15 protein-coding genes are annotated in these 25,423 nt (G+C 37.9%); all 15 read left to right on the top strand.

All coding sequences use genetic code 11. The features are described 5' to 3' along the window. Window positions 1–468 precede the first annotated feature (468 nt). The 15 genes from BMX09_RS04005 (at window position 469) to BMX09_RS04080 (ending at window position 25,423) form a co-directional block, all read left to right on the top strand. Window positions 469–1,212: a copper homeostasis protein CutC gene (locus tag BMX09_RS04005; protein WP_245711125.1), complete on the top strand. Its 744-nt coding sequence runs from the start codon at window positions 469–471 to the stop codon at window positions 1,210–1,212. Then, window positions 1,205–2,104, top strand: coding sequence for a DUF7916 family protein (locus tag BMX09_RS04010; RefSeq protein ID WP_089746416.1), 900 nt, complete (start codon window positions 1,205–1,207; stop codon window positions 2,102–2,104). The genes BMX09_RS04005 and BMX09_RS04010 overlap by 8 nt, the downstream gene beginning before the upstream one ends. A 310-nt stretch (window positions 2,105–2,414) precedes the next feature. After that, the gene (plsY, locus tag BMX09_RS04015) at window positions 2,415–2,993 is read left to right on the top strand and encodes a glycerol-3-phosphate 1-O-acyltransferase PlsY (protein ID WP_177159526.1); all 579 of its coding nucleotides are present in this window, start codon (window positions 2,415–2,417) and stop codon (window positions 2,991–2,993) included. 43 nt (window positions 2,994–3,036) lie between these two features. Continuing rightward, the gene (locus tag BMX09_RS04020) at window positions 3,037–3,900 is read left to right on the top strand and encodes a YitT family protein (RefSeq protein WP_089746418.1); all 864 of its coding nucleotides are present in this window, start codon (window positions 3,037–3,039) and stop codon (window positions 3,898–3,900) included. A 1,227-nt stretch (window positions 3,901–5,127) separates the two neighbouring features. Then, complete coding sequence (locus BMX09_RS04025) at window positions 5,128–11,757, top strand: SpaA isopeptide-forming pilin-related protein (protein WP_089746419.1); 6,630 nt, start codon at window positions 5,128–5,130, stop codon at window positions 11,755–11,757. A gap of 237 nt (window positions 11,758–11,994) precedes the next feature. Beyond that, entirely contained in the window at window positions 11,995–12,804 is an 810-nt protein-coding gene (locus BMX09_RS04030; RefSeq protein WP_089746420.1) for an LD-carboxypeptidase, read from the top strand. A gap of 278 nt (window positions 12,805–13,082) precedes the next feature. Beyond that, window positions 13,083–13,889, top strand: a complete 807-nt coding sequence (locus tag BMX09_RS04035) for a TIGR00282 family metallophosphoesterase (RefSeq protein WP_089746421.1) — start codon at window positions 13,083–13,085, stop codon at window positions 13,887–13,889. Continuing rightward, window positions 13,889–14,266, top strand: coding sequence for a YlbF family regulator (locus BMX09_RS04040; protein ID WP_089746422.1), 378 nt, complete (start codon window positions 13,889–13,891; stop codon window positions 14,264–14,266). Before BMX09_RS04035 ends, BMX09_RS04040 begins: the two co-directional genes overlap by 1 nt. A gap of 16 nt (window positions 14,267–14,282) precedes the next feature. Then, complete coding sequence (mutS, locus tag BMX09_RS04045; protein ID WP_089746423.1) at window positions 14,283–17,090, top strand: DNA mismatch repair protein MutS; 2,808 nt, start codon at window positions 14,283–14,285, stop codon at window positions 17,088–17,090. 1 nt (window position 17,091) lies between these two features. Continuing rightward, complete coding sequence (gene mutL, locus BMX09_RS10260) at window positions 17,092–19,458, top strand: DNA mismatch repair endonuclease MutL (RefSeq protein ID WP_245711126.1); 2,367 nt, start codon at window positions 17,092–17,094, stop codon at window positions 19,456–19,458. Between the two features lie 14 nt (window positions 19,459–19,472). Continuing rightward, a complete protein-coding gene (msrB, locus tag BMX09_RS04060) occupies window positions 19,473–19,913 on the top strand; it encodes a peptide-methionine (R)-S-oxide reductase MsrB (RefSeq protein ID WP_089746424.1) in 441 nt (146 codons plus the stop codon). Between the two features lie 484 nt (window positions 19,914–20,397). Next, a complete protein-coding gene (locus BMX09_RS04065; RefSeq protein WP_089746425.1) occupies window positions 20,398–21,708 on the top strand; it encodes a DRTGG domain-containing protein in 1,311 nt (436 codons plus the stop codon). 3 nt (window positions 21,709–21,711) lie between these two features. Further along, window positions 21,712–22,668 carry a DHH family phosphoesterase gene (locus BMX09_RS04070; protein ID WP_089746426.1) on the top strand — a complete coding sequence of 319 codons (957 nt, stop codon included), beginning with the start codon at window positions 21,712–21,714 and terminating at the stop codon, window positions 22,666–22,668. Window positions 22,669–22,803: 135 nt separating this feature from the next. Further along, window positions 22,804–24,375, top strand: a complete 1,572-nt coding sequence (locus BMX09_RS04075; protein ID WP_089746427.1) for an ABC transporter ATP-binding protein — start codon at window positions 22,804–22,806, stop codon at window positions 24,373–24,375. Continuing rightward, window positions 24,362–25,423, top strand: coding sequence for an ABC transporter permease (locus BMX09_RS04080; protein WP_089746428.1), 1,062 nt, complete (start codon window positions 24,362–24,364; stop codon window positions 25,421–25,423). The genes BMX09_RS04075 and BMX09_RS04080 overlap by 14 nt, the downstream gene beginning before the upstream one ends.

A 25,423-nucleotide genomic window follows, 5' to 3' on the forward strand; every position in this document is an offset into this window, starting at 1 on the left:
AGAATATAGATAAAAAGAAATGCATAACAAAGTTTGATAATTGCTATAAAAAAGAAAAAGCCCTAATCGAATGGATTAAGGCTCATAAGATTAAAGTATTAAACAGCGGAATTAAAATAGCGTAACGATTTTGTAATAACAATAATAAGGGAGATTGATTGCACTTCCTTGCTGAAAAGCAGAAATTTACCGCTAATGTGGTCGCCTGACTGCTTGGTAATGAAAGTTCTGATTCAAATAGATTTACACTTGTAACTCCAAAGTCTGAAAATGATGTACGATTACAAGCTACACTTGACAATCAGAACCCCACGGGCAAGCCCGTGGGAGCAGTCAGCCAGGCCAAAAAGATATTGCCCATTTACCAGACGAATGGCTCGACCTTGACGACTTAGCCATGAATAGCCAAATCTATGCCAAAGCTATCTATCGCTTAATAAACTATTTTGAAAAGTAGGTGATACTATTATGATGATTGAAGTATGTGCCGGCAGCCTAACAGATTGCCTAACCGCACAAGAACTAGGCGCTAGTCGTATCGAATTGAACTCAGCCTTACATCTAGGCGGTCTAACACCTAGTCTTGCAACCGTCATCCTCGCCAAGCAAAAAGTCTTTCCACCCATTATCTGCATGGTACGACCACGAGGCGGGGGATTTTGCTATAGCGACTTGGAAAAAGATGAGATGTTTCTAGCTGCTAAGCAATTTCTCGAAGCGGGCGTCAAAGGGATTGCATTCGGATTCCTACAATCAGACGGCACCATTGACCAAGTCGCCACAAAACGCATGATCAAATTATGCAACGATTACCAAGCTGAATCCGTCTTTCACCGCGCTATCGATTGTACCACTAACTACCAAGAATCCATCGCCCAATTAGTCAACTTAGGCGCAACCAGAATCCTAACAAGCGGTGGAAAGGCTAATGTAAGACAAGGAGTAGACAATCTCCGCCACATCCAAAAAGACTACGGCAACCAGATTGAACTTTGCATCGGTTGTGGCATCACACCTGAAAATGTTTGCGAACTAATCGAAGCCACCACCATTCGCCAAATCCACGGCAGCTTCAAGGAATGGCAGACCGATCCAACAACTAGTAACCAATACGTTAGTTACCGCTATAGTGAACAGGGCGATTATGATGCAGTTGGTTCGCACAAACTAGCAAAAGCCATCAATAACATAAGGGGGAATACAAATGGTTAAAAGAATATTAGGATGCACTACACAAGATTTCCAAAACTTCACAAAACAAGACTTCAAACAATCCATTAAAGCAGCAGAAGGACGAACCATCTGCTCAGAAATGGTAGCACCACGCCCAACAATCGGTGGCGAATTAACTAATGCCGAAATTGCACGTGCAGCTGGAGCCGATATGATGTTACTAAATGCATTAGATGTCTTTCATCCCGTAATATGGGGCGTTGAAAGTGGCGAGACAGCCATAAAAGAACTAAAACACTTAGTCGGCCGTCCAATCGGATGCAATCTAGAACCAATCGACACCACAGCCAATATGCTTGAAAACCGCTTAGAAATCGAACCCGGTCGCATCTGCACCAAAGAAAGCTTAGAACGTGCCAACCAATTAGGACTCGACTTCATCTGCCTAACCGGTAACCCAGGCACAGGCGTCACCAACCAAGAAATCATCCGCAATATCGCACTAGCACAAAAGCACTTTAACGGCCTTATTATTGCCGGAAAAATGCATGGCGCAGGCGTTAACGAACCAATCTTAACAAAAGAAGTTGTCGAAGAATTCATCAAAGCTGGAGCTGATGTTATCTTAGCACCAGCAGTCGGCACTATCCCAGGATTCACTCAAGATGACCTACTAGCAATCGTCCAAATCGCCCACGCAAATGATACACTCGTTATGTCAGCGATTGGAACAAGCCAAGAAAGCTCAAGCAAAGCCATCATCGAACAAATTGCTATCCAAAACAAAATCTGTGGCGTCGACATCCAACATATCGGTGATGCAGGATTTGGTGGTCTAGCCAATATCGAAAATATATTCACAATATCAACAGCCATAAGAGGGTTAAGACATACCATCAACCGTATCGCCATCTCAGTCAATCGTAACTAAAAACTACGAGACGCCATTAAGAACACAACGAAAAAGTACATCCAACTAAATAGGATGTGCTTTTTTCGTCTGCAAAACAAATGGAATAATCTTATAAGCACCAGTAACACCCAAGAAAGCGTTTTGCAAATCAAGCTAGCAGAATCACAACTAACTTTGTGAAAGAAAGTATATTTCATATATGTCGAAAGCGCTTTTGTAACAAGAAGAAAATTGCGATTAAGCTACTGACAAAATGTGATTTTCGTGCTAATATTAATAGTTGAATGAAGGGGGGGTAAAAAGCATCGTGAATCTGATAATAAGTTGTATGATTGCCTATATTCTAGGGTCGATTCCATCAGGTGTCTGGGTGGGAAAGTATTTTTATAAGAAAGATATCCGAGAATATGGCAGTGGGAATATGGGAACCACCAATACATTCCGTGTGCTAGGAAAAAAAGCCGGCATACTTGTGTTATGTATGGACATATTAAAAGGGTACATCCCAATGATCGTGGCACAACACGTATTACATGTCACACCAAGTCTAGTCTTATATACAGGACTATTCGCTATACTAGGACATGTCTATCCAGTATTTGCTAATTTTAGAGGTGGAAAAGCCGTCGCAACCATAACCGGTGTGATGTTAGCTTATCAACCAGCCTTAACACTATGCTGTATGCTTGCCTTCTTAATAACATTATTATTATCTAGAATGGTTAGCCTATCCAGTATCATTAGTGTCTTAGTTGGCGTAGCAATTAGCTTCACAACCAATGACTTAACACTCAAAATTGTGGCCCTAATCGCTGCAAGCTTTATTATCATTCGCCATCGCACGAATATTAAGCGCATAATGGATGGCACTGAAAATAAAGTCAGATTTTCATGGAATAAAGAATAGCACAACATAATTATTAGGGTATATAAAAGAGAGGGGGATATCAATGAACATTTTAAAAAGTAAGGACTTTTATATGTCTTTAGCTTTAGTCTTACTAGGGTCTTTTCTATATGCATTCGGTGTCAACTCATTCGTCATTCCAAATAGCTTTGGTGAAGGTGGCGTAACCGGGATATCATTACTATTATTTTATACAATTGGAGTTGCACCAGCTGTAACCAATATCATCATTAATGGCTTACTAATGATTGTTGGCTATCGCTATCTAGAAAAGAAAACAATGGGATTCACTATTATTGCAGTAATCTTTGTATCAATCTTTTTAAATCTAACACAAGGTTGGTACCAATTCACACCAGATTCACCAGTCGTTGCCGCTGTAACAGCTGGAGTAACATCAGGAATTGGCTTAGGAATTGTCATGTTGGGAAATGGCACAACTGCAGGAGCGGATATTATCGCTATGGTAGCTAAGCACTACTTTGGTTGGAAAGTCTCTTTTTCAATGTTATTGATGAATATTATTGTGTTGACCCCATTAAGTTATATTATTGGATTTGAAAAAGGGGTTATTACTTTAATGATGTTATTTATCTCAAGTCAAACATTGAATTTCGTCTTAGAAGGTTTCAATCCGAAAAAAGCCATGATTATTATCTCGCAAGAATATGAAGGCATCGGCAACGAAATCCATCGCCTAGTCGGACGAGGCACCACCATTATTCACGGAACAGGCTTCTATTCAAAAGCTGATAAGCATCTATTATATGTGGTTGTTAACCGTGCGCAATTAATGCCAGTTCAACGTGCCATCCACGAATTAGATCCAAATGCCTTTGTAACCATTATGGATGTCAACCAAGTAATTGGTGAAGGATTTACATTCTATTTAGACGACAACAAATAAATACACAACACCATACAAGTTAGTAGCACAACACTACTAGCTTGTTTTTTTGTGCAAAAAAAAAGAATAAAATGAAAACTTCATATAATAAAGAAAAGAAAAATGAAGACGCATACAGCAATAAAAAATTAAAATTTCTGATATAAAAAGGGGTTTTTAGTTGAAAAACGATGTGGAAGTGTACTAAAATTACTAATGGGTACATTAATATTCATAAATAGTATTGTAAAATGTAAAAAAAGTGGTAAAAAAATAGCTTTTATGGATGGCATTTGGATTATTAAGATAGCAAGCATCACGAAAAAAAGGATTATTCTATATCCTTTTAAGCGCCCTTAATGGTATAAGTCGTACAAGCTTTTAATAGCTTAACACTCTATCGCAAAGACTCCTAATAAAGGAACAATAATAGAAGACTTTTCCCATAAGAACGTAGATATGCTTACTAGAATCACAGAATGTCAAGTGATTGTATAGGTAATAGCGGATAATTGAACAGTAAGCATAAAAGGAATAGCAAGGATACTATTTATAAAATCCAGCTGAATACTCATGATTCAATTGTGAGTATTTCAAGAAAATAAGCTATTATGCCATGAAGATTTGCTATTCTAATGATTTTACCGCACCTATATGGTAACAGATAATATTGAGAGGAGGAGATAGTGAATAATATGACAACGCTAATAATAAATAAAAAGAAAAAAGGAGAGAAAAATGCATAATTTAACAAAAAAATGGACAATGATGTTTATTTAATAATGGGAAGAGATATTATTCTTTCAACACATTAAGTAAGCATATAGGGAAACCTGTATGTAGTGACTACATAAAAGTCCAATTTACTACCTGAATTGCTGGAAAACCGTAAAGCTAAGGAGACGACAACGCCTGGATGAAACAAGCCAAAACGTGACCGTGGCGAAAGCAGAAAAAAATCCTTAGATGGCATACGGTTAAAACCTAAGTGCTAACAATAATTGGTGATCAGCAGCCAAGCTTCGAAAAGAAGAAGGTTCAACGACTATTCCTCTTGAGGGAAGTACACCGTAAGCGATTGATGGTGGAAGTGGGTAGCCCCTAACGTGTCACGACGAGGGAGAAGATATAGTCTGTGCTTAATGGAAACATTAAGAAGTTCATAAGAGAACTGCATTGAAAGTAGCGCTTCAATGTGAACGACACCTCAAAATGATGAAAGTCAACAAGAGGTTCAGGACATTAATAATGGTATTCAACCCATTATTAGCAAACGTAAACATGGTTATGGCTGCAGGAGCAAAAGCAGAGTCTGTAGCAACGTGGGAAGCTTTAGAACAAGCTATTAATGCCAATACTAATGCAGAAATCACGATCAATGCAGATTTAGCAGCTAACAAAACAATTACAATCCCAAGTGGAAAAACAATTACACTTAAAGGGGATAAAACAATCTATAGAGCATCAAGTTTTGATGACCCTGCAAAATTCCTTTCAATGTTCAAAGTTGAAAACGGCGGAACATTGAATGTAGAAGGTAATCTGAAGTTATCAGGGAAAACAGCAGCGATGACAGAAGGCAGCTCAAATGTCCCTGAAACTAAAACGACTTATTCATTTGAAAAAGTAGAACATATGGATTGCGCTCCAATTGGAGATATTACAGCAGATCCGAATTCATTCAATGGACGTCATTTTGTTATTAAAAATGAAGCTACAAATGAAATTTTAACAGTTAGTGGAGATGGCAATATCGTTAAGCATGAATACTTAGGATTAACTTTTGACGGTACAGAGTTTAGCGAAGCAGACTTTAATAATTTGTTAGACACCGATGGACTTTCAAACTCTATTTTTGAAACTACATATTATGGCAAATCATCTATGACTTGGTTCTTTAAATTTGTAAATACATACAATGGAAAAGGGACTGGAAAAGTATTATCTACAATAAAAGAAGGATTAATTGCAACACGTGAATGGCCTGTTACAGCAATTGATTCAAATGATTCTCGGATTGCTGAATGGGAACAGAATGGTAAACCAGGTACAATTGCGGCAACTTTTGTGAAAAAAGGAACCGATAATGATGGCAACCAAGTTGAAAATGAATTCAAATTCTATTATTTAAATAGAAGAAAAGAAAACTTTCTGTTAGGTGATGATGGTTGGTCAAGATATCTTGGAACTAATAATAAATCACAAAAAGTAGTTACATCTAGTAAGCCAGTACAACCAGACAATAAATATTCTGGCGTTGAAGTATTTGAATTAGTTAAGCACGAAACAGAAGTCCCTTCTCAAAATACAGATAAAGTGGTAGATCCTAATTCAATTGAGGATGCCATTTTTAATGCTGAAGATTTAGGTAACCCAGAAAAAGGTGGTTTCTTTATCCATAATGAAGGTGGTACTGTTACTGTTAACGGTGCTGTATTTAAAGATATGACAATCACAAGTGGCGAAGATTCACCTAAAAATATCACACCAATTTACAATAATGGTGGTCATTTCACTATGACTGCCGGTTTAATTGAAAATAATAAATTAGATGATTTTTCTGATTTAGATCCAAACGTAACTGGTCGTGAATTAAATGCTCAAATCAAGAAACACCCCGTTAATAACAATACAGGTGCAATCGTATTTGAAAATGGTGCAATCGGAAATATTTCTGGTGGAACAATCACTAACAATAAAGGGATGATTGGTGCTATCAAAGTTGATGCATCCGAATTAAACTTAACAGGTAGTACAAAAATCACTCATAATGAAGGTTCTATCTATACCGGGGCAATCTTTATCGACCATGAAGGTAAAGGTGTCACAATGGATGGTAAAGATGTTGAAATTGCACATAACTTAAGTTGGAGAAATGGTGCAGTATTCACTCACTTACATCCAAAAGATACATTTACGCCAAATCCTGATGGAACAGCTAAGATTGGTGGACGTTTCACATTAAATGCTGGTACGATCCATGACAATACCTCATATGATAAAGGTGGAGCAATCCGTATTAAATCAAATGGTGTATCATTAAATGGTGGTGAAATCTACAATAATACTTCACGTGTTATGGGTGGAGCTATCTATGTTGATGGTGACAGTCCAAAACGCTCACGTACATTAAAATTAGAAAATGGCGCTATTTATGGTAATAAAGCCTTAGGAAAAGATGCTTCAGAACTTGGTGGTGACACTGACGTAGCATTCCCTAAAGGAGACGCAGATGGACGCCCAGGTTATTTACAAAGTGGCTGCGGTGGCGGTGTGTGGACTTGCCCATTCGGTACATTAGTATTTAATGGTGAAACAGTCAACATCGGTGAAAACTCTGCTACTCGTGAAGGTCAAGATTTCCATAAAGATAATGGATTATCAGGAGCAGTAATTTTATCTAATATGCCAGGTACTTGGGAGAATGAAGCAGGTGGTGCATTACCATCACAAGCAAAACCAATTGATGGCGTAGTGAATCTAACAAATAACGGTTCTGTTGATAAAAACGTTACCGGTGTTAAGATCTATAACAATACATCTCGCCGTGGTGGTGGTGTTGCAGCAAACGGAACATTAATCTTCGGTAAGACTGAAAAAGAAACACGTAACCAAGCTGTTCTTAACTTTACAAAAGCTTGGGCTGAAGGAACACCTAAAGAAAACGTTACATTCAAATTTACAATTGTTGCTGAAGATGGAACTAAGACTGAACTTGGCGAATATACAATAACTGATGCAACAAGCACTGAAAATAGTGAACTTGATACATTTGAACAGATTGCTCCTTGGACAGTTCAAATCATGTTACCTAATTCATATGCTACAAAAGATGGGGAAAAACCTTTCTATGATACAACACTTGAAAAAGGTGATACCATCAAGAAAGCTGATTGGAAGTTACAAGCAGAAGAAGTTAATACAGGTGAAAAATATACAGTTGATTATTCTGACGTTACCTTAGCTAATAAAGAAACACTTGAGAATGTATCTGAAATGACTGATAAGAGTGGTAATCATTTGAAGACAACGATTATCTTTAATAAATTTACATTCGCACAAACAGCTACAAATACAAAAGAAGAGCAACTAGAACCTGCTACATTAACATTACAAGCAACAAAAGAATTAAATGGAGCAGAGATTACTTCTGATCAATACAAAAATGCTTTCCAATTTAAATTAACGCAAACAGAAGGCGAAACAATTGCTTTACCAAGCGATGGAGTAGTAACAAACGATGGTGATAAAATCAACTTTGGAACACTAACATTTGAAAAAGCAGGTACTTATAAATTCAAATATGAAGAACTTCAAGACAACAAAATTGAAGGAATTACATATGATGATAAAGTCGATACCTTCACTGTTAAAGTTCAAAAAATTGATGGTAAGTTAGTAGCAACAAATAATAAAAACAAACCATTCGAAAACGCAACCTTTGCTTTAGGGACAATTACGAATACATATGAACCAGGAAAACATAATATCTCTATTTCAAAAGCTGACATCGATGGCAAAGAAATCGCAGGCGCTAAAATTGTTTTAACAGACAAAGCAGGTAAGCAAATTGATTCTTGGACAAGCACTAAAGAATTACACAAAGTAAGCTTAAAACCAGGAGAATACATCTTTAAAGAAACAATAGCACCAGAAGGCTTTGAAGTTGTAACAGATATTACATTTAAAGTACATTTAGATGGCTCAGTAACAGTTAATGACAAACAAGCTAAAGTAAACAACGATGGTGTATTAGTCGTAACAGATGGTTATTCATCACACGACATCAATATTTCAAAAGCTGATATCGACGGCAACGAAATCGCAGGCGCTAAAATTGTCTTAACAGACAAAGCAGGTAAGCAAATTGATTCTTGGACAAGCACTAAAGAATTACACAAAGTAAGCTTAAAACCAGGAGAATACATCTTTAAAGAAACAATAGCACCAGAAGGCTTCGAAGTTGTAACAGATATTACATTTAAAGTACATTTAGATGGCTCAGTAACAGTTAATGACAAACAAGCTAAAGTAAACAACGATGGTGTATTAGTCGTAACAGATGGTTATTCATCACACGACATCAATATTTCAAAAGCTGACATTGACGGCAACGAAATCGCAGGTGCTAAAATTGTCTTAACAGATAAAGCAGGTAAGCAAATTGATTCTTGGACAAGCACTAAAGAATTACACAAAGTAAGCTTAAAACCAGGAACATACATCTTCAAAGAAACATTAGCACCAGAAGGCTTCGAAGTTGTAACAGATATTACATTTACAATCAATGTAGATGGAACAATCACAGTTAATGACAAACAAGCTAAAGTAAACAACGATGGTGTATTAGTCGTAACAGATGGTTATTCATCACACGACATCAATATTTCAAAAGCTGACATTGACGGCAACGAAATCGCAGGCGCTAAAATTGTCTTAACAGATAAAGCAGGTAAGCAAATTGATTCTTGGACAAGCACTAAAGAATTACACAAAGTAAGCTTAAAACCAGGAACATACATCTTCAAAGAAACATTAGCACCAGAAGGCTTCGAAGTTGTAACAGATATTACATTTACAGTCAATGTAGATGGAACAATCACAGTTAATGATAAACAAGCTAAAGTAAATAACGATGGTGTATTAGTCGTAACAGACCAATATTCAGTTACACCAGAACCAGAAAAACCAGTAAAACACGACATCAATATTTCAAAAGCTGACATTGACGGCAACGAAATTGAAGGAGCTAAAATTGTCTTAACAGACAAAGCAGGTAAGCAAATTGATTCTTGGACAAGCACTAAAGAATTACACAAAGTAAGCTTAAAACCAGGAACATACATCTTCAAAGAAACAATAGCACCAGAAGGCTTCGAAGTTGTAACAGATATTACATTTACAGTAGATGAAAATGGTGTCGTAACAGTTGACGACAAACAAGCAGAAGTTAATGCAGAAGGCGTATTAGTCGTAACAGATGGTTATTCATCACACGACATCAATATTTCAAAAGCTGACATTGACGGCAACGAAATCGCAGGCGCTAAAATTGTCTTAACAGATAAAGCAGGTAAGCAAATTGATTCTTGGACAAGCACTAAAGAATTACACAAAGTAAGCTTAAAACCAGGAACATACATCTTCAAAGAAACATTAGCACCAGAAGGCTTCGAAGTTGTAACAGATATTACATTTACAGTCAATGTAGATGGAACAATCACAGTTAATGACAAACAAGCTAAAGTAAATAACGATGGTGTATTAGTCGTAACAGACCAATATTCAGTTACACCAGAACCAGAAAAACCAACTTATAAAGACGGTACATTAGCAACAACAGTCAACGTAGGCGGACAAACAGGTTCAAAAGACAAAGCAGCAACAATCGAAATCAATGAAGATACAGTTACAACAAATGTAACAGATACAATTGATTACAAAGATTTATTTGTAGGTGTTGAATACCAAGTAACAGGTAAGTTAATGGACTTGACTACTAACAAACAAGTAGCAACAGCCACAACAACATTCACACCACAAGTAGCAACTGGTACAACTTCAATCACATTTGAAGGCGTAACATTAACAGCTGGACATAAATATGTGGTATTTGAATATGCTAAAACAACAACAGATATTGAATTTGTTGATGGCAACAAACCACATACAGCAGAACACGCTGATCCAAGTGATAAAGCACAAACAATTGTAGTGAACAAAGAAGAACCAGTTACACCAGAACCAGAAAAACCAACTTATAAAGACGGTACATTAGCAACAACAGTCAACGTAGGCGGACAAACAGGTTCAAAAGACAAAGCAGCAACAATCGAAATCAATGAAGATACAGTTACAACAAATGTAACAGATACAATTGATTACAAAGATTTATTTGTAGGTGTTGAATACCAAGTAACAGGTAAGTTAATGGACTTAACTACTAACAAACAAGTAGCAACAGCCACAACAACATTCACACCACAAGTAGCAACTGGTACAACTTCAATCACATTTGAAGGCGTAACATTAACAGCTGGACATAAATATGTGGTATTTGAATATGCTAAAACAACAACAGATATTGAATTTGTTGATGGCAACAAACCACATACAGCAGAACACGCTGATCCAAGTGATAAAGCACAAACAATTGTAGTGAACAAAGAAGAACCAGTTACACCAGAACCAGAAAAACCAACTTATAAAGACGGTGCATTAGCAACAACAGTTAATGTTGGCGATGTAACAGGTTCAAAAGACAAAGCAGCAACAATCGTAATCAGTGAAGATACAGTTACAACAAATGTAACAGATACAATTGATTACAAAGATTTATTTGCAGGTGTTGAATATAAAGTAACAGGTAAATTAATGGATATTACAGACATTAATAACCCAGTTGAAGTAGCAACAGCAACAACTACATTCACACCACAAACAGCAAACGGTTCAACTTCAATCACATTTGAAGGCGTAACAGTAATGGCTGGACACAAATATGTAGCGTTTGAATATGCAGAATCAACAACCAATATTGAATTTGTTGATGGCAACAAACCGCATAAAGCAGAACACGCTGATCCAAGTGATAAAGCACAAACAATTGTGGTGAACAAAGAAGTACCAGAAAAACCAGTTGTTCCAGAAAAACCAGTAACACCAGAACAACCAGACAATGGTGGCGGAAATCCAAATGGTCCAAATAACAATGGTCCAGCAACAGGTAATCCTGAAGATGGTGGCGGAAGACCAAATAATGGCTTAGGTTTACCAACAACAGGTGCAGCTAAATCATATTCTGTATTTGCAGGATTAATGAGTTTAGTTGGAGGAGTATTCATTTTAGTTGCTAGAATGAAAAAATTCCGTAAATAATAAGTAATGCAACTTATTAATATTTTTAGAGGAATCAAGCGATTAAGGTCGTTTGGTTCCTTTTTTTGATAGCTTTTTTCAGTGGGGTTTATTAGTCTTTTACACAAATGTTATAATGTGTCTAACTTAAGTGTTGAATATTAGCAATCTATGTCCTTTTTATGATATAATAAATATGAATAGAATGGAGTAGTTCTAAATGATGACTACTTTACTCCATGTGAAAGAGGTGTTTTTATGAAAAAAGCGGTTTTGGTGGGGATGTCGAATGGCAAGCCTTTGAATCAAAAGCGTCGTGTGAATCAAGTTGTTCGTGAATTGAAGGCAATAGACATTTTTAGTGAGGTTATTGTAGATGCTTCGGTGTATATTAATGTTAGAACAGGAGTAACACTTGAGGCTGAGGAGCGTGCTAATGTATTAATGGATTACTTGGTTGATCCGTCTGTTGGTGCGATTTTTGATGTTTCTGGTGGGGATATGGCGAATACAATTGTGCCGTATTTAGATATTAAAAAGATTCAGAAGTCAAAGGTTCATTTTTTTGGGTATAGTGATGTATCGGTTCTGTTGAATATTTTGACGACTAAGACAGATTGTACGGTGTGGAATTTTCCGGTAATGACTTTAGCGGGTCCATATCATGAGTTGCAGACAGAGCGATTGAGAGATGTATTGCAAGGGAATTATCAAGGTCCAGTAATTTTAGGTGGGAATATTCGTTGTACATTGAAGTTGGCAGGGACTCCATATTGGCCAGACCTTGTGAATCAGACTTTATTAATTGAGGCGTTTAGTGGTAGTTATGAGAAGGTTATGAGTATGCTTTGTCAATATGAAATGATTGGGGCATTTAAAGAGGCTAGTATGGTATTGGTTGGCCGCTTTACGGAATTAGAAAAGGCTAATCGTAAGGAATTGATAATGGAGCACTTACAAAGGTTAGCGAATGAATATCATTTTACGGTGCAAGAGACATACCAAATTGGGCATATTCCGAATTCGATTCCCGTTAAATATGCCAAACCACATTCATCAGTTCGATAATTAGTAGGTTGCCAATTGTGGTAGCCTATTTTTTTGTGCTGTTTGGTGTGTGTCAGCGGTTCGGGTGAGGTTACGGATTCGGGTGCTACTTAGAGAGTGGTCGGGGATTTGTCTTGAATGCTGAGAATCGTTTAGTTTGGTGGGGGATGGTTTGTTAGGGGAGGTATATTTTTTCATTGAATTTCTCATTTGTGCTAGGGTTTGGACTATCATTTCAAGTAAATAATTGATACACTAATAGAGAAACAAAAAACTTTTAAAATAGAAAGAGGATTTGAATGAAAGTATTATTTATTGGCGATGTAGTGGGGAATTTAGGTAGAAAGACGATTTCGCAATATGTGCCCTTATTAAAAAGAAAATATAAACCTCAAGTAACAATTATTAATGGTGAGAATGCGGCGAATGGTCGTGGGATTACCGAGAAAATATATAAACAATTTTTGCAGGATGGAGCCGATGTGGTGACTTTAGGGAATCACGCTTGGGATAATCGTGATATTTTTGAATTTATTGATGATGCTAAGAAGATGGTTCGTCCAGCTAACTTTCCAAAGGGTGTGCCGGGTGTTGGTGTACGCTTTGTGAAGGTCAATCAACATGAGTTAGCGGTTATTAATTTGCAAGGTCGTATCTTTATGAATACTTTAGATGATCCTTTTCAAGTAGTTGATGAATTAATTAAAGAATGTAAGGAGCGTACGGATAATATCTTTGTTGATTTCCATGCGGAGACGACTAGTGAGAAGCAGGCGATGGGTTGGTTCTTGGATGGTCGTTGTAGTGCAGTTATTGGCACGCATACGCATGTGCAGACGAATGATGCCCGTATTTTACCGCAAGGGACAGCCTTTTTAAGTGATGTTGGGATGACTGGGCCTTGGGATGGTATCTTAGGAATGGAGCGTTCAGCGATTATTGGTAAGTTCTTGAATCAATTGCCGACTCGTTTTGAAGTTCCAGATGAAGGGCGTACGATTTTATCGGCTTGCGTGATTGATATTGATGAAAAGACTGGTCGTGCGCGTAAGATTGAGTCATTCGTGATTAATGAGGATCATCCATTCTTTGAGGGTGGGCTATAATGTTTGAAGATTTTATCATACCAAATGAGGTAGCTCAAGAATTAGATGGATTATTAGAAATGCTTGATGCTATACCCGAAATCAAACGTTTTAAAGCTATCGAAAAAGCCGTTAAAGAGAATCACTATTTACACGATACGGAAGAATTAATTAAGGATAAACAAAAAGAAGCAGCCCACTTAGCTCATTATGGTAAATGGGAAGCCAAAAAAGTAATCGATCGAGAAATTGATCAGTTGCGCCAAGAATTAGAAGAAAACGTAACGGTTACACAATATCGCCAAGCCTTGCGTGAAGTGAATCAGATTTTACAACAGGTGATGGATCAATTATATGAAGAAGTTGTTAGACCGATTGATGAGAATCAGATAGATTAGAATTAGGAGTGAAAGAATGCCACAAAAAACAAAGCATACTCCAATGATGGAGCAATATTTTTCAATTAAAAAGGATTATCCAGATTGTTTATTATTTTATCGTTTGGGTGACTTTTATGAATTATTCTATGACGATGCCTTAAAAGCAGCACAGATTTTAGAGATTACTTTAACGAGTCGTAATAAGAATGCGGTGGATCCGATTCCAATGTGTGGTGTGCCGCATCATGCAGCCAGAGATTATATTCGTACTTTAGTTGAGCTAGGTCATAAGGTTGCGATTTGTGAGCAGATGGAAGATCCAAAGCAGACTAAAGGCATGGTGAAGCGTGGAGTTGTCCAAGTTGTCACACCTGGTACTTTTACGGAATTTTCTGGGCAGAGTGACAATAATTATTTGGTTGCGGTGAAGCGTGTCTTTGATGGCTATGCGGTGACTTATGTCGATGTTTGTACTGGGGAATTACGTGGTACGATTTTAACGTCTTTGGATGCTTTGCGTAATGAGTTCAGTAGTTTAGCCAATCGTGAAATCGTGGTCGATACTGATGAATTAGTCGAGGAATTAAGGGAAGTGATTGAGTATTTCCAATTAGTCGTTTCCCACCACCAAATGAAGGATGACTTTAGTGACTTTGTGCCAGAAGATGTCTTAGCGGAAGTCGCAACAGCTGAATTGGTGCCTGCATTTGAATTATTATTGGATTATTTAGTCGTGACGCAAAAACGTAGCCTGTCGCATATTCAAAAGGCTGAGGAATATCATGCGGACCACTCGTTGATGATGAGTCTGGAAGCTAAGCGTAATCTGGAATTAACGACAACGATTCGTGCTGGCCAAAAACATGGCTCATTGTTCTGGTTCTTAGATGAGACGAAGACTGCCATGGGGACGCGCCAACTAAAGAAATGGATTGAGAAGCCCTTAATTTTAGAATGCGATATCCTGCGCCGTCAGAGTCTAGTGGAAAGCTTAATGGATAACTTTTTTGAGCGTGCCGATATTGGCGACTTATTGAAGACCGTTTATGATTTGGAGCGAATTGTTGGTAGGGTCTCATTTGGGAGTGTGAATGCCAGAGATTTACTGCAATTACAACATTCCCTAGCGCAAATCCCGCAAATTAGAGCACTTATTGAGTCTTTAAATGAACCAGCTTGGGAAGTAGTCTTACGTGATATGGATAGCTTACCGCAATTGGCAGGCTTGATTGACTGTGCGATTGACCCGGATGCGCCATTATCACTAACGGAAGGTTCCTTAATTAAAAAAGGTTATTCAGAGCAGCTGGATACTTACCGTGAAGCGATGACGAATGGTAAGCAATGGATCGCCCAGTTGCAACAAAGAGAGCGTGACATTACTGGTATTAAGACCTTGAAGATTAGCTATAATAAGGTTTTTGGTTATTTTATTGAGGTCACTAAAGCCAATATCCAGTATTTAGATGAAGAGCGTTATGAGCGTAAGCAGACCTTAGCCAACGCCGAACGCTATATCACACCGGAATTAAAAGAGAAGGAACGTGTGATTTTAGAAGCGGAAGAAAAGTCAGCTAAGTTAGAATATGATTTATTTATTAAAGTACGTGAAATCGTGAAAGGCTATACCGAAGCATTGCAGCGTCTTGCGCAAGCAGTCGCGACTGTCGATGTGATTCAAGCCTTTGCCGCAGTTAGTGAGCAGTACCAATTTACAAAGCCTGTGATGTCATTTGAAGACCGTGACTTACAAATTATTGATGGACGCCACCCAGTTGTTGAGAAAGTTATGGGACGTTCTACTTATGTCCCTAACTCAATTCAAATGAACGAAGACGAACACATTTTACTGATTACGGGACCGAATATGTCTGGTAAGTCAACTTATATGAGACAGTTAGCATTATGCGTGATTTTAGCGCAAATGGGTTGTTTTGTACCAGCTAGCAGTGCCAAGATGCCAATATTTACCAAGATATTTACCCGCATTGGGGCGGCGGATGATTTGATTTCAGGGCAGAGTACATTCATGGTTGAGATGCTTGAGACGAATCATGCAATCCGATTGGCAGATCAATATAGTCTATTATTATTCGATGAGATTGGACGTGGGACAGCGACTTATGATGGCATGGCCTTAGCAGAAGCGATTATTACCCATATTCATGATCATATCCCAGCAAAAGTCTTATTCTCGACGCATTACCATGAGTTAACAGATTTGAGCCAAAAATATCCAGGTTTAAGGAATGTCCATGTTGGTGCAGTTGAAAAAGATGGCGAAGTAGTCTTCCTACATAAGATTATGGAAGGCCCTGCAGATAAAAGTTACGGAATCCACGTCGCCAAATTAGCCGGTATGCCAGATAGCCTATTAGCAAACGCCGAAGAAATCTTGACCCGCCTAGAAACAATGGCCGACAACCACCAAGCAGAAATGGTAGCGGGAAATGAGGTAGCGTCACAAAACGAGGTGTCGCCAGCGCAAAATGTGGTAACGCCGCAAAACGAGGTGTCGCAAAACGAAGCGTCAGCGAAAAATAAAGTAGCGTCGCCAACAGTAGCGCCGATGCAAAACGAGGCAGCGTCACAAACAGTAGCAACTGCCCAAAACATGGTAGCAGAAACATCAAAAGCGACGGCTCATATTTCACCTAGGGAGCCACAAGATGAGATTGCCCAACTTGATTTGTTTACTGATATCGCACCAGTTCTAGCCATTGACCCGCAACAACAATCAGTCATCGAACAACTACAAACAACCAACATTTCAAATATGACGCCACTACAAGTTATGCTATTAGTTAGTCAGTGGCAAGAAGAATTGAAAGGAAGTCGTTAAGATGGGGAAAATTAAAGAATTAAGTACCGTTTTAACCAATCAGATAGCGGCTGGTGAGGTAATCGAAAGACCCTCATCAGTTGTCAAAGAACTACTAGAAAATGCTATCGACGCCAATAGTAGCCGCATCGAGATCCAAATCGAAGAAGCTGGCCTACGAAAAATAAAAATAATCGATAATGGCGACGGAATGGTTCATGATGATGCCGTCTTATCAATCAAGCGTCATACAACGAGTAAATTATATTCACCCGAACAATTATTCCGTATTCGCACACTTGGATTCCGTGGTGAAGCCCTAGCCAGTATTACCGCTATTTCAAAAACAACCATCGAAACCTCAACTGGTGAAGATGTCGGTACCAAATTAACAGTTAAAGGTGGTGTCATTGAAGCTGATGAAGTTGTACCACCAATCAAAGGAACCACAATTACAGTGGAAAGCATTTTCTACAATACACCAGCACGTTTAAAATATGTCAAAACATTGCAAACTGAGATGGCACATATTAGTGATATTGTCAGCAAATTATCTCTAAGCCATCCCGATATTGCCTTTATCTTGAAACACGATGGCAATGAATTACTACGCACCAGTGGCACAGGAGATTTGCGCCAAGCAATTGCTGGTAACTTAGGAACAACTAATGCGCGTAAGATGCTGTCATTTAAAGGGGAGGATAATGATTTTGTCGTGACAGGTTATACCTCATTACCAGAATTAACTCGTTCGAACCGTAATTATATATTTATCTTCATTAATGGTCGTTCCATCAAGAATTATGCGATTAATAAAGCGATTGTTGCCGGATATGGATCCACATTAATGGTCGGGCGTTTCCCAATTACGGTAATTAATATTGAGATGGATTATTTATTAGTCGACGTGAATGTTCATCCTACAAAGCAAGAAGTTCGTATTAGTAAGGAATATGATTTAGCTAAGTTGATTACTCAAGCGATTAGTCAATCAATCCAATCTGTGCAACGAATTCCAGTGTATGGAGCAGGACAAAAAGCGCCTACTTTCAAACGCAAACCTGATGACTATCAAAAGCCAACAATTATCCAGCCCCAATTGAATCTAAGCGCCAATCAATTGCCAAGCGACTTACTAGGAGAAGGAGACGGCCAGCTGAAAAGTGACGCCACATTCCCAACCCAAGCACAAATCGAAGCCAAGGGACAACAACCTTCCTTTGACAAAGGGATAGGTTATCCAGCAGGTATCAAAAATCCAACTCATACACCGACACCAACAGCTATTGGCTATCCAAATGGTGTCTCAAACCTAACTGGTGCCACAAATCCGAATGGTGTCTCAAACCCAACTGGTGTCGCAAATCCGAATGGTGTGGTGAATCAAAGTGGTGCCTTTAACCAAAGTGGCGTCTCAAATCCAAACGGCATCGCAAATTATCAAAAAGGTGCAAACAAACCATTTGGTCAACAGCACCGCACAAATAACGTCTATCCAAATCAAACGGATACGCCAAGTTACAACCAATACGGCAAGCCAACCGAAACCGCTCGCACGATTTGGAATGAAAACTTAACAGAAAACTTTAACCAAACAGAGCAACAGCTAGCCAATCATGTTGCTGAATCAACCATTGATCTCACTAAAGCACATTCAAATGAGGAAACACCATTCGCAAGGGACACGTCGCATACTAATTGCCAATGTAGCCGTATGAAAGGTTCTGACTACTTACAACTTGCAGCCAAATTAGAAATAGATGATGCGCCACTCGAATATGGCTTCCCGGAATTAGAATACTTCGGCACAATGCACGGCACCTATCTATTTGCCCAAAATGAGAATGGCTTATATATGATCGACCAACATGCTGCCCAAGAGCGAATTAAGTACGAACAATTAAAAGTAGCAATCGGCCAAGTATCACGCCACCTACAACCATTACTCGTACCATTCGTCTTAGAATTCTCGAAAAAAGAATATCTATACCTGGTTGAAAAGCATGAACTATTAGAAGAAATGGGCATCTTTTTAGAACCATTTGGCGCTAATAGCTTCCAAATTCAAGCCCACCCATCATGGATTAAAAAGGGCGAAGAATTAAAAACCATCGAAGAAATTATTGAATTTGTCTTGAAAGATGAAAAAGCCACTGTCGCCATTATTAGACGAGCAACAGCCATCATGATGAGTTGCAAAGGCTCCATCAAAGCCAACCACCGCATCAGTGAACTAGAAGCCCGCCAATTATTAGTTGATTTAGCCAAGTGCCATAATCCATATAATTGTCCACACGGCCGACCAGTCATGGTACACTTCTCTAATAAAGACATGGAACGCCTATTCAAACGCATTCAAGACCCACATCAATCGCCAATTAACTGGTAGGAAGGAAGAATCAGATGATAGAATTTACAAAAGAAGCCCTAAAACAACGCCTAAGCGAAGTCCAATATCAAGTAACCCAAAACGCAGCAACCGAACGCCCATTTTCCGGCGAATACGATGACTTTTACGAAGAAGGCATCTACGTTGATATCGTAAGCGGTGAACCATTATTTAGCTCCAAAGATAAGTTCGATGCCGGATGTGGCTGGCCATCATTTTCTAAACCAATCCAAAAGACTGAACTCGTGGAACTAGAAGATACAAAACTCAACGTCAAACGCACCGAAGTTAGAAGCAAAGACGCTAATTCCCACCTAGGACATGTCTTTCCAGACGGCCCACAAGCAACAGGTGGCCTGCGCTACTGCATCAACTCAGCAGCCTTAAAATTCATCCCCGTCGACGAATTAGAAGCAGCCGGATACGGTGAGTTTTTACAATATTTCAACCAATAACACATTAATCACCCGCAAAAGCTAGCCTGATATACTAGCTCGAGAGGGTGATTTTTAATTGCGAAAAAATAAGGGTTTTGGTTCTTCGCTACAAATCCAACTTTATGGGTTCACCACATTTGTTCATTTTTGCCAAATAGTTTTTTATTGCAAAAAATAAATCTTTCACTCCTTATCCGCATTTTTTATGCAAAGAATTTTTCCTAAAAGCGACCACCTAAAAATAAATCAACAACCAAAATGATAGCGCATCACTTCAAAAACCACTTGAAATGATACGTTTTTTTGCGATTAATTTCTGTTTGATGTGTACTATATCAGATATTATTTTGTGGCTATTTTTTGTAAATTTTAGCCTGTTTTTTAAAAAAATAAAGCTGTATAAACGTGATTGTTATTGTTATGATAGCGATTTTATGATATTGTAGTGTAACAGAGATATATTTAGTGGTAAAAAAATGATACAGTTAAGGAGTAAAACTTTATGGCAACGAAACATAATCAAATCATCCAGTATATTGAATCATTACCAGTGGGCGAAAAAATTTCGGTTCGTTCGATTGCTAAAAATCTGAAAATGAGTGAAGGGACTGCTTATCGAGCGATTAAGGATGCCGAGGTAATTGGTTTAGTATCAACAATTGAACGTGTTGGAACCATTCGAATTGAGCGTAAAGCAAAAAATAACTTTGAAATTTTAACATTTGGTGAAATTGTTAAGATTATTGAAGGTGAAGTCTACGGTGGTGAAGCAGGACTTGATAAAGTCTTGAAGCGTTTTGTTATTGGTGCAATGACTGTAGATGCGATGGAACGCTATATTCAACCTGAGTCATTAATGATTATTGGGAATCGTATTGAAGCGCAAAAGCTCGCCTTGGAAAATGGTGCTGCCGTCTTAATTACAGGGGGCTTTAAAGCGTCCGAAGATTTAGTTAGACTAGCAAATGAATTAGAAATACCAATCCTAGGTACTACCTATGATACATTTACTGTAGCGACAATGATTAACCGTGCAATGACCGACCAACTAATCAAGAAAAAAATCATGTTAGTAGAAGATATCTATACTAAAATTGATAAAACTCAATATCTCTACTCAGCAGGAACGGTGGCAGATTATCGTAATCTAAACGAAAAAAGTGGTCATTCATGTTTCCCAGTAATGAATCATTCGGGGCGTTTAATTGGGATGGTATCAGCAAAAGATGTAATCGGTAAGACTGACCAAATTTCATTAGAGCGTGTCATCACCAAAAATCCATCCGTAACTAAGATGCATACTAGTGTGGCAAGTGTCGCTCACCAAATGATTTGGAATGGCTTGGAAATGTTACCAGTTGTGCGTGATAATATGGAATTAGTCGGAATCGTTACAAGACCCGATGTTATGAAAGCCATGCAATTATTGCAACGACAACCGCAAGTCGGTAACACTCTAGAAGATGAAATTGCTCAAAATATTATTAGTCAAGAAGATGGCCTACAACCTTATAAATTTGTTGTAACGCCACAAATGACCAATAGTTTAGGAATGTTATCATTTGGGGCATTATGTGAGGTTATATCTGTTACATGTAAAAGTTATGTTATTAAGACCCACAAGCAAAATATGGTAATCGAGCAATTAAGCTTACATTATTATAAAATGATTCAAGTCGATTCTGAAATTGAAATAAAAATCGAAAGCCTAGATGTTGGGCGCAAAAATATTAAATTAGAAGTAACGATTTTAGTGGAAAATATTGTCGTCGGTAAAGCACTATTATCAGCACAACTAATGGAAAGGAGTTAAACAATGAATAAAGTAGTACACTACAAAGAAATTATGGAAACTATTGAAGAATACCATTCAATTATTATTTTACGTCATCAAAATCCTGACCCTGATGCATTAGGATCACAGTTAGGGTTAAAAAGTTTATTAAAAGCTAAATACCCAGACAAAGTAATTTATGCATTAGGCGACATGCCAGATGATTTATTATTTATTGGGTCAATGGATCAACCAGTCACAGAAGATATCTTTCAGCATTCATTAGTTATTATTACCGATACGGCGAACCAGCCAAGAATCGACACACCATATCCGCTTGAAATGGCACCCAAAACCATTAAAATCGATCACCACCCAGACGTTGATCAGTATGCAGATATGCAATATGTTGATTCGAATACCTCAAGCTGTAGTGAAATCATTGGTGACATTAGCTTTACTTTGCAAGATGGCCTACCAATGAATGAACAAGCCGCAACGCTTTTAGCAGCCGGAATTATTGGTGATACGGGACGTTTCTTATATCCATCAACATCTTCAGAGACATTCCGCATTATGTCCAAACTAGCAAGCTTTGGTTCCAAACATAGCAAAGTAGCCAATCAAATGATTACTCGTCCAAGAAATGTCGCAAAATTATCAGGATACATCTATCAAAATTTAGAAATTTCTGAACAAGGCGTCGCGAATATTCTTTTAACTAAAGACTTACTAGATGAATTCGGTGTCAAAGATTCAGAAACATCATCCCTAGTATCATTGCCAGGAACTATTGAAGGCGTAAAATGTTGGGGAATCTTCGTTGAAAAAGATGGCTTCTACCGCTGTCGTCTGCGTTCAAAAGGTGTCATTATTAACGATATCGCTGCTAGACACGAAGGCGGAGGGCATCCATTAGCATCAGGAGCCAATGCCCACTCAATCGAAGAAATCAAAGAAATTCTGAAAGAAATGGAACAAAAAGTACTTGAAAACTAAGAATTCAAGTAAAAAACGAATGAAAATGAATGAAAATCAGAAAATGTTTAAGAAATATTAAAAATATGATAGCGTTTTTAGGTAAAATAGCCTATAATTATATTTACATCACGTATTGAAAAGGAGGTACCTTATATGTCTACCCAACCATATGTAATCGAAATGGAAGGTATTACAAAACAGTTCGGAACATTTAAAGCAAATGACAACATTCACTTAAACTTAAGAAAAGGTGAAATTCACGCACTACTAGGAGAAAATGGTGCAGGAAAATCAACTTTAATGAATATTTTGTCAGGCTTACTTGAACCAACAGAAGGAACAATTAAGGTAAATGGAACAGAAGTAAAGATCGACTCACCAAATGTCGCTAACAAGTTAGGAATCGGAATGGTTCACCAACACTTTATGTTAGTTAAAAACTTTACTGTTACTGAAAACATTATTCTAGGAAAAGAAGTATCACATTTCGGTGTGATTAATGAAAAAGTTGCTCGTGAACAAATCATGGAATTGTCAAATAAATACCATTTGACAGTTGATCCAGATGCAAAAGTCGAAGAAATCACAGTCGGCATGGAGCAACGTGTTGAAATTATCAAAACTCTTTACCGTGGTGCAGATATTTTAATTTTTGATGAGCCTACAGCTGTATTAACGCCGCAAGAAATTGATGAGTTAATGGATATTATGAAGCACTTAACTGATGAAGGTAAGTCAATTATTTTAATCACACACAAATTAAAAGAAATTAAAGCTGTAGCAGATAGATGTACAGTTATCCGCCGTGGTAAGTCTATCCAAACAGTCAACGTAAAAGATGTCTCTAACCAAGAATTAGCTGATATGATGGTTGGACGTTCAGTATCATTTAAGACTGAAAAAGAAGATCCAAAACCAAATGGTGTTGCTTTATCTATTAGAGATTTAGTCGTAAAAGACAATCGTGACTTAACAGCAGTCGATTCATTAGACTTGGATATTCATTTTGGTGAAGTAGTCGGAATCGCAGGGGTTGATGGTAATGGTCAATCAGAATTAATTCAAGCCATCACTGGTTTACGTAAAGTAGAAAGTGGTCAAGTAGAATTATTAGGAGAAGATATTACCAATAAAGCACCACGTAAGATTACAGAAACAGGTCTAGGACATATCCCAGAAGACCGTCACCGCCATGGATTAGTATTACAAATGCCTCTAGAAGAAAATATTGGCCTACAAACATACTACAAAGAACCTCTATCACATAAAGGTATCTTAAATGAAAAAGAATTCGAAAAATTAGCAAAAGAATTAATTGAAGAATTCGATGTTCGTTGTGTCAATGAGAAAGTTCCTGCTAGCGCATTATCAGGTGGTAACCAACAAAAAGCGATTATTGCTCGTGAAATCCATCGTAACCCAGGATTATTAATTGCAGCACAACCAACACGTGGACTTGACGTAGGGGCGATTGAATTCATCCACAAACGTCTAATCGAACAACGTGACCATGGAAAAGCCGTATTATTAATGAGTTTTGAATTAGATGAAATCTTAAACGTAGCTGACCGTATCGCAGTTATGTACGAAGGAAAAATCGTTGATATCGTTGATGCGAAGAACACTTCAGAGACTGAACTTGGTCTATTAATGGCGGGTACAAGTCGTGAAGAAGTTCAAAAACAATTACATAAAGAGGGGAGTGTAAAAGATGAAACAATCTAAATTACGTTCTCTTTTAGTTCCTGTTTTATCTGTTTTACTAGGTTTCTTAGTCGGAGCAATTATTATGTTAATTTTTAATTATAATCCAGTGGCTGGATATAGTGCCATGATCAAAGCCTCATTAGGTAAACCATTCTACATTGGTGAAACATTACGTCAAGCAACACCATTAATCTTAGTTGGGCTAGGGTTTGCAGTAGCAAATAATGCTGGCTTCTTCAATATCGGGGTTGCCGGACAAGCCTTAGTTGGTTGGCTAACGTCAGTATGGTGTGCTATGTTAATTCCAGATGTACCAAAAATTATCTGCTTACCAGTATGTATCTTAGCTGGTATGTTAGGTGGGGCTATCTGGGCAGGTATTGCTGGTTTCTTAAAAGCTTATTTCAATACAAGTGAAGTTATCGTAACTATTATGCTGAACTATACAGCTTTATCAGTGACGAATTATATCGTGCGTAATATCTTAACAGATAAATCAGATGCCACTCCAAAAATTTCTGAAAATGCTTCATTAAGAGCAGATTGGATTACAAACTTAACACAACATTCGACACTTCACGCAGGTATCTTTATTGCCATTGCAGCAGTGTTTATTGTGTGGTTTGTTATGAATAAAACAACTCTAGGTTTCGAACTGAAAACAGTAGGGCTAAACAAGTTCGCTGCTGAATATGCCGGTATGAGCGCTAAGAAAAATATTATCTTATCAATGATGATTTCAGGTTGTTTAGCTGGTTTAGGTGGAGCAATGGAAGGTCTAGGAACATTCCAAAATATCTTCACATTTGGTGCGTTACCAGATATTGGATTTGATGGTTTAGCTGTAGCATTACTTGGTTCAAGTAACCCATTCGGTATTGTATTTGCCTCATTAATCTTCGGGGTCTTACGTATCGGTGGTAACTCAATGCCAATCAATGCTGGTGTACCAAAAGAAGTTGTAAGTATCGTAATGGCTTCAATCATCTTCTTTGTAGGTACAGACTATCTAATTCGTTTAGCATTAGACAAAATTAGCGCATCTAAGAAAGTGAAGGTGGATTAA

It is taken from the genome of Granulicatella balaenopterae (assembly GCF_900111135.1).
Taxonomy (GTDB): Bacteria; Bacillota; Bacilli; order Lactobacillales; family Aerococcaceae; genus Granulicatella; species Granulicatella balaenopterae.

Coding starts and splice junctions, on each gene's coding strand:
- BMX09_RS04005 (WP_245711125.1), top strand. CDS start 469: ATGATGATTGAAGTATGTGCCGGCAGCCTAACAGATTGCCTAACCGCA.
- BMX09_RS04010 (WP_089746416.1), top strand. CDS start 1,205: ATGGTTAAAAGAATATTAGGATGCACTACACAAGATTTCCAAAACTTC.
- plsY (WP_177159526.1), top strand. CDS start 2,415: ATGATTGCCTATATTCTAGGGTCGATTCCATCAGGTGTCTGGGTGGGA.
- BMX09_RS04020 (WP_089746418.1), top strand. CDS start 3,037: ATGAACATTTTAAAAAGTAAGGACTTTTATATGTCTTTAGCTTTAGTC.
- BMX09_RS04025 (WP_089746419.1), top strand. CDS start 5,128: ATGGTATTCAACCCATTATTAGCAAACGTAAACATGGTTATGGCTGCA.
- BMX09_RS04030 (WP_089746420.1), top strand. CDS start 11,995: ATGAAAAAAGCGGTTTTGGTGGGGATGTCGAATGGCAAGCCTTTGAAT.
- BMX09_RS04035 (WP_089746421.1), top strand. CDS start 13,083: ATGAAAGTATTATTTATTGGCGATGTAGTGGGGAATTTAGGTAGAAAG.
- BMX09_RS04040 (WP_089746422.1), top strand. CDS start 13,889: ATGTTTGAAGATTTTATCATACCAAATGAGGTAGCTCAAGAATTAGAT.
- mutS (WP_089746423.1), top strand. CDS start 14,283: ATGCCACAAAAAACAAAGCATACTCCAATGATGGAGCAATATTTTTCA.
- mutL (WP_245711126.1), top strand. CDS start 17,092: ATGGGGAAAATTAAAGAATTAAGTACCGTTTTAACCAATCAGATAGCG.
- msrB (WP_089746424.1), top strand. CDS start 19,473: ATGATAGAATTTACAAAAGAAGCCCTAAAACAACGCCTAAGCGAAGTC.
- BMX09_RS04065 (WP_089746425.1), top strand. CDS start 20,398: ATGGCAACGAAACATAATCAAATCATCCAGTATATTGAATCATTACCA.
- BMX09_RS04070 (WP_089746426.1), top strand. CDS start 21,712: ATGAATAAAGTAGTACACTACAAAGAAATTATGGAAACTATTGAAGAA.
- BMX09_RS04075 (WP_089746427.1), top strand. CDS start 22,804: ATGTCTACCCAACCATATGTAATCGAAATGGAAGGTATTACAAAACAG.
- BMX09_RS04080 (WP_089746428.1), top strand. CDS start 24,362: ATGAAACAATCTAAATTACGTTCTCTTTTAGTTCCTGTTTTATCTGTT.